Source organism: Stieleria mannarensis (assembly GCF_014154935.1).
In the GTDB taxonomy this organism is placed as follows: Bacteria; Planctomycetota; Planctomycetia; order Pirellulales; family Pirellulaceae; genus Stieleria; species Stieleria mannarensis.
This window is the reverse complement of record NZ_JACEHH010000075.1, coordinates 18,729-31,316: the sequence shown is the minus strand read 5'-3', so window position 1 is coordinate 31,316 and position 12,588 is coordinate 18,729. Positions and strand designations below refer to the sequence as shown.

General features: G+C 56.9%; 9 protein-coding genes. 5 read left to right on the top strand and 4 right to left on the bottom strand.

The features are described 5' to 3' along the window. Both H1B37_RS30450 and H1B37_RS30445 read left to right on the top strand, forming a co-directional pair. The coding region (locus H1B37_RS30450; protein ID WP_182871063.1) for an ISAs1 family transposase at positions 1 to 411 on the top strand (411 nt) is incomplete at its 5' end. Positions 412 to 695: 284 nt separating this feature from the next. After that, the gene (locus H1B37_RS30445; RefSeq protein WP_353620959.1) at positions 696 to 1,496 is read left to right on the top strand and encodes a dienelactone hydrolase family protein; all 801 of its coding nucleotides are present in this window, start codon (positions 696 to 698) and stop codon (positions 1,494 to 1,496) included. Positions 1,497 to 1,796: 300 nt separating this feature from the next. Here the strand turns inward: H1B37_RS30445 and H1B37_RS30440 are convergent, their stop codons facing one another. Beyond that, positions 1,797 to 2,225, bottom strand: a complete 429-nt coding sequence (locus H1B37_RS30440; protein ID WP_182871061.1) for a hypothetical protein — start codon at positions 2,223 to 2,225, stop codon at positions 1,797 to 1,799. Between the two features lie 109 nt (positions 2,226 to 2,334). Next, positions 2,335 to 3,441: a CapA family protein gene (locus H1B37_RS30435; protein ID WP_182871060.1), complete on the bottom strand. Its 1,107-nt coding sequence runs from the start codon at positions 3,439 to 3,441 to the stop codon at positions 2,335 to 2,337. Between the two features lie 627 nt (positions 3,442 to 4,068). On the opposite strand from H1B37_RS30435, the gene H1B37_RS30430 reads away from it, so the two are divergent. From H1B37_RS30430 to H1B37_RS30415, 3 genes are all read left to right on the top strand, one after another. Continuing rightward, entirely contained in the window at positions 4,069 to 5,178 is a 1,110-nt protein-coding gene (locus H1B37_RS30430) for a FemAB family XrtA/PEP-CTERM system-associated protein (RefSeq protein WP_182871059.1), read from the top strand. A 282-nt stretch (positions 5,179 to 5,460) separates the two neighbouring features. Next, positions 5,461 to 7,383: an O-antigen ligase family protein gene (locus H1B37_RS30425; RefSeq protein WP_182871058.1), complete on the top strand. Its 1,923-nt coding sequence runs from the start codon at positions 5,461 to 5,463 to the stop codon at positions 7,381 to 7,383. Between the two features lie 1,969 nt (positions 7,384 to 9,352). Next, positions 9,353 to 10,312, top strand: coding sequence for a PEP-CTERM sorting domain-containing protein (locus H1B37_RS30415; protein WP_182871056.1), 960 nt, complete (start codon positions 9,353 to 9,355; stop codon positions 10,310 to 10,312). A gap of 127 nt (positions 10,313 to 10,439) precedes the next feature. On the opposite strand, the gene H1B37_RS30410 is transcribed toward H1B37_RS30415, so the two are convergent. Then, complete coding sequence (locus H1B37_RS30410; RefSeq protein WP_182871055.1) at positions 10,440 to 11,333, bottom strand: class I SAM-dependent methyltransferase; 894 nt, start codon at positions 11,331 to 11,333, stop codon at positions 10,440 to 10,442. Between the two features lie 113 nt (positions 11,334 to 11,446). Then, positions 11,447 to 12,523: a nitroreductase family protein gene (locus tag H1B37_RS30405; RefSeq protein ID WP_220498455.1), complete on the bottom strand. Its 1,077-nt coding sequence runs from the start codon at positions 12,521 to 12,523 to the stop codon at positions 11,447 to 11,449. Positions 12,524 to 12,588: the final 65 nt, after the last annotated feature.

The following is a 12,588-nucleotide window of genomic DNA, read 5'->3' as shown; positions in this document are numbered from 1 at the left end:
AAAGAACGCTTCTACGCAACTGGCCCGATTCCTGAGTCACTGCGTGCCCTGACCGATCAATGGAAAGGGGCCAAAAGCATTTGCCAAGCGAATACTTGCACGAGTCGTGGCGACAAACAAACAAGTGATATCCGCTACTACATTTCAAGCCGCCCGGCACGTGTAGGTGAATTCGCAAATAGCGCTCGTCGCCACTGGGGCATCGAAAGCATGCACTGGGTTCTCGATGTTGTGTTTCATGAGGATTCGAGTCGGCTCCGAACCAAAAACGCTACGTCGAATATGAGCTTCACTCGTCGGTTTGTCACGACGCTTCTCAAGCGAGACACCCGGAAGAAGAGTCTTAGGCGGAAACGGAAAATCGCCGGCTGGAACACCGCATTTCTCGAAAAACTCCTGTTTGCAGCCTAATTTTGGTGCGATCGTCGTGACGGCGCAGGCACGTCCAGAATAAGTCGGTTAATGTCGCTCATTTCTTTCGAATTACGCCGCGCTACTCTTGAGCGAATGTTGTTTTGAGGGATGTGTCATAATTGCTCGCAGGACACCGATCATTGCTGAAAGTTTTGCAGCAGCTGCGATCGTGTACTGAATGGAAGCAACGTCGAGTTGATCTGCTTGCCATTTGGGACGAGTTTCTTCCGTTGCTTGAAGTTCGGCTGAATGAACAACCAATAGTCAACGTTTTGGAGGTTGTGGAGCAGGAGCAGGTCGTTCGTTCGCGAGTCCGCTATCGGATTGAACCTGACTGCTGGGCGGAAGCTTACGTTCTCAAGCCGATCTATCAGCGCGGGCGGTTGCCTGGTGTAATCGCGTTTCACTCAACCGTTCCCGAGACGATGCGTCAGCCGGCGGGGATTGAGGGGGAACCGGAAAAGGCGTTTGGACTGAGGCTTGCGCAGCAGGGTTACGTCGCGCTCTGCCCTCGCTGTTTTTTGTGGGACGATGGGCATCGGCATTTTTTCTCCTGGCACGCACGACGGCAGGTGCGAAAGTTGCAACGCCGCCATCCCGGCGCCAGGGGCATGGCCAAAATGCTTCACGACGCACGGGTGGGGCTCGATGTCCTGGCCAGTCTGCCGGAGGTGGATGAAGCTCGGCTCGGGGCCGTCGGGCATTCTCTTGGCGCTAAGCAGGTGCTTTATCTGACCGCTTTCGACGAGCGCGTCCGCGTCGCGGTCAGCAGCGAAGGAGGGATCGGTCGCAGCTTCTCTAACTGGTCGGCGCCTTGGTACTTGGGAAAAGACCGCTGCGTGGAGGATGCTGAGCGTGATCACCACGAATTGCTCGCTTTGATCGCTCCACGCGCGTTTCTGCTGATCGGGGGTGATTCCGCCGACGGGGAACACAGCCGGCCGTTTATCGACGCGACCCTGCCAGTGTATCGCTTGTACGACCAACCGCCACGGATCGAATTGTTTAATCATCAGAAGGGGCACACCGTGCCGCCGGAAGCCGAGCGGCGGATTTATGATTGGTTTGATGCGTATCTGTGATTGACGGGGTTTGGCGGGATCAGGGGCGTGGGAGTGGCGATGCTTTGGTAGTGGGAGGGATCGGCGTTGCGCGCAGGGTATCAGTTGCGCGGCGTGAGCCTGGGGCGGGCAGCCGTGGCCGATCGACGTGTGGAGGCCGGTCGCTTACACGTCACTGCAAGTGACGGTCGCTGACGTGGTTTGCTGGTGCGGGGGAGGCCGGTCGCTTGGGACCGTCGGAAGAATAAGTGGCGGGGATTGATTGTGGGATAGGCTTTCAGCCTGTCGTTTTCGCCATGACAGGCTGGGAGCCTATCCCACTTATTCTTCCGCCGGTCGCTCACGCGTCCCGCGGGCATGGCGCAATCGCCTCCAGAGCCGGGCGAATCGTGGGCGTTTGGCGAAGTCGATCGCCAGCGGTGTCAGGATGACGACGTTGTAGAGCAGGATGATGATGGCCAACCCCAGCAGCGTGAAGTCTTTCGGTTGGGCGTCGAGTGTGGCGTGAAAGAAGAACACGTCGCTGAGGAGTCGGTTTTCATTGTCGCTGCCGCCTAGGGTGCCGGAGAACGGTAGCGACGGAAACCAGACGAACACCCGCGGCAGATCCGGCACGATCGCCCAAAGGCCGCCGAGCGTCATCGCCGGGCCGATACTCTTGAAGCCTTTTCGCCGGATCAGCGCACAGCTGAGCGCTGCGGCACCGCCGCAGGCCATCCCGACACCAAAATGCATGGTTGTGAAGGCCATCGTTCTCTGGTCCTTTCAAGGGTGAGGGGGGATCGCCCGCCGGCGGAAAGTGGGATAGGCTTCCAGCCTGTCGTTCTCTGAGTGACAGGCTGGAAGCCTATTCCACGGGCTATTCGGCATTTCTTGATTTTAGCAGCATCCGCAGCGCATTTTTGAAATGACGCGGGCGTAGATGCATCAGTTTCGACGGTCGCAGGTGATCGATCGTCGGCCAAAGTGTTTTCACGCGAAGATGTTCTCGGCGATAGCGCCCGGGCGTGACGCCGCCGGCGATCGCGCGCGCCGTCTTCTCGATCCGTCGGTCGCCGAACCCGCTGTGATCGACCGCGACCAGCTGCCCCCGGTCTACGGTTGCGATCTGCTTTTCGACGCGGACTCCCTCGGCGGTCAATTGGACAACCAGGATGCATCCGGTTTGCTCGGTCCGATTCCAGTGGATTCTGCCGCCGTCGGAAAAATAAACGCCGTCTGCCAGAAAATTGCCCATCGAGTAGATGATCGGCGTTCCCTGGTAGATCTCTAATCCCTGCAGAACGTGCGGATGATGCCCCAGGATCAATGAGGCTCCCGCATCGACCAACGCCCGCGCCTGTTGCTGTTGGGCAGGCGATGGAACCAGAAAACGCTCCTCGCCCCAGTGGATCGAGACGACCACATGATCGGCGGTCGAGCGAAGCTGTTTTGTTTGACCGATCAGCAGCTCCAGATCCAGTGGAGCAACGCCCCAATCACGATCGGATGCGAATTGATAGGGTCCGCTGCGATGATCAACGGCACCGACGAATGCGATTCTCAGGCCGTTTGATTCCAAGATGGCCGGCGCGGTCGCCTCGTTCAGATTCATCCCCGCCCCGAAGTGCGGCAATTGGACTTCATCCAATAAACCCCGCATTCGCTTAAATCCACATTCGAAACCGTCAAACATGTGATTGTTGGCAAGTGTCACCACGTCAAACCCTGCATCTTTGACCGCGCGCACGAATTCCGGGTCGGCGATCACACGGGGTTCGGCGGGGACGGCCCGGTCGTCACAAACGAACGTGCACTCCAGATTTCCGAACACGATGTCGCATTCGGCAAACACTCGGGCGACGTCTTCGTCAACCAATCGCGGGCAGCGGCGGTAGGGGACGCCGGCGGGAGGCGTGTTGAGGAGCAGGTCGCCAACGGCGGCAAGCCGGACGCGTGGGGATGCGGGGGCGGAGGTGTCGAGCAAGGTAGGTCGGGCCCTTACGTTTCGGTTTACGGGAGGGGTTGATGCGCTTGATGGTATTTGAAACTGCGACAGGAGCAATCCCGCGACGCGAAGCCAAAACGGAGAGGCCCGGACGCTAGTATTCCGCCGCAGCGTAATTTGTGGGTAGCCGATGCGATCAGACGGTCGCCGTGTTCTCCGAACTCGGCGACCAGAAAGCGAAGCTTTGCCCCGCGCCGAGTTCGGAGAACACGGCGACTGTTCGGCCCAATCGAAAACGAATTTGCGATTCACCACTCTTATTCGCTGTAACCGTTAGAACGCCTGTGGGGCTGCGGTCCGAACGATTTTTGCACCGAGACTCTTTTTCGATGGGGGGATCACCGATTATGCTCTTCGCGGATCGGCCGGCGGATTGATCGACGTCCAAGCGTCTCCGGCAAAGGCGGCCCGGCAGGAGGAATCGCCGGATCATTACCCCCATCCGGTCGATTCGGCAAAACCGGCCTGGTCGAAAAGTTGGCCTGAGCGAAAAACTGGCCTGGCCGACGGCGGGTGCTGCCAGTCGTTTAAAATGTTGTTCTGGCGGTGGTCTCTGTGTCAGGACTGTCGCACGATTGTCTCCCCATCATCCGTGAGCCGTTTTCTATGGTTTCCTCAGCTTCCACCCCCGCGACCGCGATCGCAACCGAGCGAGGAAGTCACGCCGGCGCGGGGCTGTCCATTGAGGTGATCGATAGCGTGGACGGCGTGCGTGAGTTTCGAGAACGCTGGGGGGCGGAAGCGACGTTTGATGTCAGCCGCAGTCAGGATCTGCAATGGCTGGAAGCGATTTGTTTGGGTTTGCGTCACCGCCCCTTCCTGATCGTCGCCCGACGCGACGGAGCGATGGTGGGGAAATTGCCGCTGATCGCTGTACGGAGTCTGTTGTTCGGCAAGTTTCTGGTCAGTCTGCCCTACGTCAACACCAGCGGTGTAAATGCTGTCGACGACCACGTGGCGGGGCATTTGGTCGATCATGCCGCTGACTTGGCTGACAAATTGGACGTACGTCACTTGGAGTTGCGGCACGAGCTTGAACTCAGCCATGCGAAGCTCGGGAGCACGTTGACGTCGAAGGTTCACATGCGTCTGCCGCTCCCCAAAACTCAAGACGAACTCTGGTCACAGTTCAAATCGAAGGTCCGAAATAAGGTCAAGAAAGGGGACCGACAGGAATTTGATCTGCAATGGGGAGCAGAAGGGCAACTGGCGGGGTTCTACGATGTGTTCAGCCGAACCATGCGTGACCTGGGCACGCCGGTGTACTCACAAGAGCTGTTCCGGTCGATCCTGTCGGTGTTTGGCGGCGACGCCGAACTGTGTGTGGTGCGCAAGCAGGACCGCCCTGCGGCAGTGGCGCTTTTAATTCACGGTCCGGAATCCACCTTCGTTCCCAGCGCTGCGTCACTACACGAGCTGAATTCGACGAACGTCAATGACTGGATGTACTGGCAACTGCTCAAGCGTGCGATCGAGCGTGGCAAACCCGTCTTCGACTTCGGCCGCTGCACACCCGAGGGCAACACGTTTACGTTCAAGAAGAAATGGGGTGCAGAGCCTGAACCTGCGGTCTGGCAATACTATGTCCGCCAGGGAAACGTGACGGATGTGCGACCGGAAGGCGGGAAATACGATCGCGCCGTCGATCTGTGGAAGAAGCTGCCGCTGCCGCTGACCCGGTTGATCGGGCCGTCGATTGTTCGCGGGATTCCGTGACGGACCGTTCAGAATTCACGCTAAGATGCCAGCCCGAAAGATGCCAGCCCGAATGCGTGAGCGAGGGGCTCCGCACGCTCCCCGGCCAACGCATGCTGGTTTGAGCAGCAGGCCATGGATGCGTTACGAGACGCCGACTCTTCACTACGGAGCGCCGATGCAAGCACGTACCTCAGACGACAGGCCGCGCCCGCAGTGGGATAGGCTTCCAGCCTGTCGATCTCGGCATGACAGGCTGGAAGCCTATCCCACATTCAGTATCCGGGTGGCTGGGAGGTTCTAATGAACGATTCGCATCTGGCAATGGCGTTGCGACGGCTGCCGGGCATCACTGTGTTTGTATCGGCCCTGGTGATGGCTCGGTTTCACCTCAGCAGTCCGGGCATCGCCGTTGGAATCGCCTTCGTCGCATTCTCGCTCTGCCTCGCTGTGCGGTCCGGCTGGTTGTGGATTGTCCCGACGGCGATCGTCGCCGGCAGCATGTATCCCGTCACCGGCAGCTTGCTGGTTTCATTCGGTGATGTCTTTGTCGTTGCCGCGGTCGCGAGTGTGCTGCTTCGCGGCCGATTCGCACAGATTGACCGCCCGCTTTGCGGTCTGTTGATCGCCTTGCTGATCGTTTCAGGTGTGGGGGCGGTGCGCGGCTGGATCAGCCTGCCAGAGTCCCGCTGGGACGATCAGCTGAATCTGTATCTATCTCAGCTCAATGCGGCGTCTCAATTCAAGGGGTACTTGATGGGGACGCTGTTGGCGGCCGCGTTTTTCACCGAATTCCGCGGGTCGCCTGGGTTGACGTGGAACCGATTGGTCCAAGGCATTCGAATCAGTGCCCTGGTCGTTGCGATCATCGTCTTGATCGAACGTTCGTTTGCCTACGGTGTGTTTGAGTTTTCGACACAGTTTCGCGCCACCGGCCCATGCACTTCGATGCACATCGGTGGCCAGCACATCGACGGATACTGGGCGTTGGCGTTGCCGTTCTTGCTGTTTGTGGGGCGGAAGGATGTGGGACACGTCGGGTGGCGAGGGGCATTCAACACCGTGGTCCAGGTCGTCTCGATCTACGCAATTTTTGTAACGATGTCACGGTCGACGGTTGCATTGGCGGCCGGTTTCGTGCTTGCCAGCGTTGTCGTGCACACTTGGGCTTGGATCTCAAACCGGATGACGAAACGTGTGGGCTTGGTCGGCGCATCGGTGATGGCGATGCTGTTGGTCGCGATGTGGTTTGCGGGCGGCGCGGTAAAGCGGCGTTATGAAACGACGCGTGCGGATCTGCAAGTGCGAATCGATCATATGAAAGAGATTGTCGTGATGTCGTCGGACATCGACCCGTTCCTCGGACGTGGTCTCGGGACCTATCCGTTGGAACATCGACGTCACCGCGGGTTGAGCGAATCGTTGCTTCGTGTTTCCGGGGATGCTGGGCAAGGTGGCATTGTGGCGCAGCCGGATCCTCGGATCTACTTGGAACAATTCGTCGATCCGAATCGCCCCGGACCATGGGACGTTCAGCTGCGCTACGCACCGCTGGGCAATGCGAGCGATGACCATCCGGCGTCTTGGGCACTGATGGTCTGTCACAAAACGCTACTGCAATCGTACGGGTGTGTGCGTGGTCCTGGGGGGGCGACGATTGTCGCGCCGATGGTCGGCTCGGGCGGCTTGATGGAGACTCGCTTTGAGATCGATGTCAGTCAGTTGAGGCAACGACGCCACGAACGCCGCTGGGACCAAGCGATCCCGCCGACCACGTTGTCACTGATCGCACATGGTTCGCGTCCCCTTCGACTGGATTCAATTGACGTGGTCGATGCGGATGGAGAAGCCGTGCTCCGCAACGGCGATTTTGCGCAGGGATCGCGTTGGTGGTACTTTACCGGCGGCGACCACTTGGTTTGGCGCGCGAAGAACGCCTGGTTGCATACCAGGGTGGAATTGGGCTGGACCGGCGTGTTGCTTTGGCTTGCCCTGACCGTCCTGCTCGGCTGGCGGTCGCTCAAAATGCTGAGATCGACGAACGACGCAGGCGACGCGGCCGAGTTGAATCCTGAACGCGGTAAGGTCGGCATCTTCCTACTGGTCGGCTGGATCTCGATGTCGTTGTTCGGGACGCTGCTCGACACGCCATGGATCGTTCAGTCACTCTACCTGACCTCCGTTGCTATCACCGTCAAGCTGCCGCAGGACGCGGCCGATACCTAAACAAATCAGTAGCACATCAAACCGGTTTTCAACTACGGCGGCTTGAACCTGGAATTCAAGGTGCGGTGGATGCTTACTCGAGTTCCACCAAGCCATTCGCGACCTTGGTGGGGCACCATTTTCTTGTTGCTAACTCTCGCCGGAAACTCGCATGCAGGCTGCACAGTGTTGTATTTCCCAATCCCCAGTCCCTTGGAGGCCATGGTCTTGAACCGTGCGTCGCGGGGGACAGCGATTGGTGGCCAGACCGGCGATGGCCGACTGATCAATGGGGAGGGACCTGTTAAGTTGCACGGAAGCCCCCATGTTTTCGTGCAAGGTGCGGGTGCCTCCAGATTAATGCTGACCGATGAAGAGAATGGATTAACGCTGGGAGATCGGGTATTGCCTTGTTGCCCGACGGGAGGCGCTCGCCGTGGAGGCTCGAAAGCTGGTTGAGGAAAAGTACAGGTTTTGTATGCGGATAGAGCGAATCCGATCGATTTTTGACTGGATGTTGACCAATCTTGATTCCGCCAGACAACGTTGTTGAATGGATTAGAGGGATCACTCGCGCCGCCCTCCCCCCCATTTGGTCATCCGCACGCCTGTAAAAAGGACTGGCAATCCAGGCAAAATGCATCGTTCGCAGTTTGTCCCTTCGCGACTTCGCCTGTGCGTCCATTAAATAGACCTTTAGATGGGTAGCACCCTTCGCGGTTTCGCCAGTAATTTACGACATTTCCTTTGGCTTTCCACCATTTTACCAGTGAGTGAAAATTCGGGGGTTCTGGGTTTTACTAACATTCGCGTTGAGACTGACACGAACCGATTTCATGCACCCGATCTCGCCTTCCTCGCATTCGCCTACGCCGCCAGCGAAGCAATGATTATTGGGGCGGCGCTGATTTGGTCGTTAACTTGGTGAGCGATGACCGTACCAGCCGTGTCCGTGACCTGACAACCAAACGTATCGAATGGGCTCAAGCTGGAATCGAAGAGTATTGGAACGTTGATTCATTGGGAAATTCTGTCTCGGTACTGATGTTGAAGTAAGGTCACTGTGTCGAACTGGGTGTTTACCGAGCCGGAGAAACTGCCGTCTCGATGCTGCTGCAGTCGATGTTGCTACCTCTGAGCCGCCGCTGACTCCAGAACGAATTAGTTCGCGCGTCGTGCCCATTGGCGGCGATGCCCCTTAACTGATGGTCGAATGGTCGTAGGGTTAGCGGCGGGCGGAGCGAACCAAAGCGCGGTGCTCACGCAAACGAGATGCCTGTTGAGGACATATGAGTGTCAGCTGGACCTCAAGAACAGCTCAACCGCCCCAGTCTTGCTAACGAAGCTGCGATTCAGTGATTCGCTCAGGCAAGCAAATTACCGTGTCCCCGAGTAGGTGTCCGTAAGTACCATATCCCCGAGTACAGTACCATGTCCCCCCGTACCGAAGCTCCGACCATGGAATGGCTTTGCAAGGCACGCCTCCCCGACATCGCAAACAACCCACTTTCGGACCAATCGCCCCCACCTGCGCTCTAAAAAGGAGTGGCAGGAAGTAAATTTCAAAAAGATTTGTTGGAAAAAGATTGCGGGCTAGCGTTGCCTGTGTTATCCTCTGGGGCTATGTGTCCTACCCGCGTACGAACGTTTTTCTTCCTTGTCGCTGCCTGTACATGCATTCAGGTAGCGAATGGTGGTGTTATTCGCCAGGACGTAGACGTCAAGCTAGATTCGTCTCAATCGCTTGAGGCACTCCGCGATTGTAATGAGCAGGGTGAACTGCCAACCTTTCGCGAAAGCTCGTCGTCCTTAGGCGGTAACTCGTTCAGCAGTTCGGGTGCAAGCATCGTGGTTGCCAATTTTTGTGAACGCGTGTGTATTGACGCAAAGGCGCCCTTAAGCGGGGTGCTCTATCTAGAAGATTCATTGTTGCCACCCTCTCCAGTTCTGGACGGTCTTTGCAGGCCTTCTTAACCGGCGAAATTGCTTTTTGTGTTTGAAAGTAAATTTTTCGCTTGTTTTACCGATTAAGAAGGTTTTTGAGATGTACGTACGTTTATTGTTTGCGTGTTTGATTTGCACTGCGGTGCAAACCAACCTCTCTCACGCTGGGTTCTTTGCGAGTCTGTTGACCGACGGCCAGGTTAACATGCTGGAAGATTTCGACAGAGAAATTTTCCTGGATAGCGACGGCGCCGGTGGTTACACACTCGGGGATACCATCAATGTAGGCGGGTACCTGATGGGTGTGTGGCAGATTGAGACCGTTCAGTCACTTCCGGGAAACGTGACCAGTACGCTGCCCACCGGTGGGAAAACCATGACGATCGCCTTCATCACGGAGGTCCTGACGAAAGTGGACAGCGGTGTGGCCGGGCCCAACCGCTTCCAGTACACGCTAGGCGCAGCGTCTGATCAGGTCTGGACAGACATGGGACTCGTTCGGAACGACGACGGCACCCTAATTACACTTTACGAAGACAGCAATGGCGGGATTGCCAATGGCGCTGCTGACGGCACACTTGCGCCAGTCCTTGCGGCACTTGATTCGGGGCAAGATGGTAATCTGGTCTTCGAGTTTGGCTTCACCGGTGCGGGTGGACTTGCTGCAGGAAACGAATACTGGGACGCTTCGTCGGCGACGGACAGCACGCTAGGTTCTGGTTTGCAAAGTACTCCGGTGAACTACTTCGCAGCATTGAACGTCACCGTAGACCATGATCCGACGGTGGAGTTGGAAGAACACGATTTCCTCGGAGCCAACACCGGCCCCACTCAGGTCCAAATCTTTGGAGGGATTGAAACACCGGCGACCTTGACCAATGCACTCCCCGTCAACACCGATACCGATATCTACATCAATCCCAATATCGTTCCTGAACCGACTTCGTTCGCGATTTTTGGAATCATGGGACTGGCCGGCCTTGGTGTTCGACGTCGTCGCGTCTAAGTTGATCATCCGGGCCCCATCCTGAACAAACAGTTACGCAGCCCCGCTCATTTTTGATGAGCGGGGTTTTCTGTTTGGTTCGATAGGCTCAATATGGATGGATGCCTCTGTGCTCGTTGCAACCGTGTTAGTTGAGTGCCTGCACCTTTCCCGTTGCCATCGTCATGCGGCCCGTTTTGAGATCAGAGTGATCGGAGGCAGCCACAGGATACCCATTGCTGGGCCACAAGCCATTGCGTCTGTAATAGACCTCGCGCTGGCCGCGTGGTTGGCCAATCAAGAACTGAGCAAAGGGCAGCCCGCGGGGCACGACCAGGTGCCAACTGCGGCTTGATTTCTTGGGGACCGTCGAAGCCAATTCGCTGGGTGTCCAGGCGGCGTACATGGAGTTGCGAAAATCGTTCTTGAAACTCGGCAGGCCTCGTGCGTCGTAGTCATGGGCGAGCAGCTCGACGTAGGTTTCCGTCAGCGACTTAGTTCGCAGCCGCACCAAGTCCATTACGACAACGAGTCCGTCTGGTTTGGTGACGCGGTCCATTTCTTCTAATGCCTCCGTCACCAGCTGAAGGGACGGCATGTGATGGGCTGCGTCCATCATGGTGGAGAGATCGAATTCGTCGTCCTGAAAAGCCGTCAGATTCGTTGCGTCGCCTGTTTGGAAACTGGCTTGCCCAACGTCCTGTTCGGTCGCATTCTTGTTGGCTGCGTCAACCATTCCCGATGACAAGTCGATTCCGATGAGTTCATCAAGCTTCAGTTCCTTGACCATGTTGATCGACATATGGCCCGGTCCGCAGCAGAGGTCGATTGCCCTTCCACCAAAAGGCTCGGGACGAGCTCGGTAGATCGTTTCAATTCCAATGGCATAGGAAATTGCGAGCTTCGTTTCCATCACGCGATCATACTGCAACACATTGTCGTGCTCAGCGGTGATCGCCTCCGGTTCGGGGATCCGCTCGAGTTGCTGCTTGCCTAGGTTTTGTTTGATGATTAGCGGAAGAAACTGGAAGAAGGTCGCCATCTATCGCTCCGTGCATGGAATTCTTGGCATGGGTAATTCGAGTCGACTCATTTGCATTGGGACCGAATTCGATCGCCACTGATTGAGTTTGCAAGATTGGATTGGACTGTCTGTTACTGGACCATCACGGAGGACACTTGCCGACGTATAGAGCGCTCGGTCGGTGGACCGCTCTTGCCAACTCGGAATGCCAGTTGAATGACGCGGTTTCCTAGCTCCGGTACTAGATTTGAGGTCTCGCGGCGGGCTATTTCAATTGTTTTTTCGAATGCGGGATTTGGCTGGGATTGCAACAGAAAAATTGGCAAGCTTCCCAGTGGATGCATCGATAGCCCAGCCTGTGCCGCTTTGAGCCAAATTCGCTGAATCGCTCGTCCACCGATGAGAAAATTCTCGGTCGAGGCAGCGGGGACGGAAACAACTGCGACGGCGCCACTTTTTTGGACTGCGATCTTAGAAGGGCCCGTCAGGAGCGGCGTAAGCCGCAGCCTATGCACGAGCTGCATCACAGTCCAACTCTTTAGCGTACGCAGCATGGTTGTAACCCCGAACGGCAACTCAAGCGTTCGCACGTCAAGCCCATCTCGAGTTGCCTGTACTTCGCTTGGTTTGAATCGAAGTTGCCGGAAAAGCTCCGCGTGAAAGGCTTCGGTGCGAAAACGAAGCGAGTCAGTCATGGCAATCAGCTTGCCGAATTGCTTTTTTTCTGCTGCGGAAGTGATCCAATCAACTTGGACACTTGGCAAAGAGGAAATCGAGTGGTTTAGCGCTTCGATCACCTCTGTATCGAGCGGGCCGCTCGCGTAGGGTTTCCGGCAGGTGCATCGGCTTTCGATCGCGTCGAAAAGGGGATCGGGCACACCGCCTGGACGGATCGTGATTGAGGCGACAGGAAGCTGCCCTTGCAGCGTTGCGTCGTCGAGATCACGACACGTTATTTCTGAAATGCACCCGTATTCCGCAGCCCCCAAAATCGCGTTTTCGACTGCGGCACCAATGGCCGTTAGGTCAAACATTGACGCTTCGTCCGACGGCAACGAGCGACTGGGATCCAAGAAAACATCAACCCCCTGGTCGCTGAATTTGAACTTCCAGGGCTGGTTGTTGTCCGGTGAAGGAGCGAGGATCGCGGCCTGGACCATCGATTCTTGAACGAGGGTGAGGTCGGACGGTTCGACAGAGCGATTCATGTCAGGTTCGCCGCTATGAGTTTGTGCAATCATGGTTGGTTTGTTTGCCGATGAGCGTTCTTCTC

Coding starts and splice junctions, on each gene's coding strand:
- H1B37_RS30440 (WP_182871061.1), bottom strand. CDS start 2,225: ATGGCCTTCACAACCATGCATTTTGGTGTCGGGATGGCCTGCGGCGGT.
- H1B37_RS30430 (WP_182871059.1), top strand. CDS start 4,069: ATGGTTTCCTCAGCTTCCACCCCCGCGACCGCGATCGCAACCGAGCGA.
- H1B37_RS30425 (WP_182871058.1), top strand. CDS start 5,461: ATGAACGATTCGCATCTGGCAATGGCGTTGCGACGGCTGCCGGGCATC.
- H1B37_RS30410 (WP_182871055.1), bottom strand. CDS start 11,333: ATGGCGACCTTCTTCCAGTTTCTTCCGCTAATCATCAAACAAAACCTA.
- H1B37_RS30405 (WP_220498455.1), bottom strand. CDS start 12,523: ATGAATCGCTCTGTCGAACCGTCCGACCTCACCCTCGTTCAAGAATCG.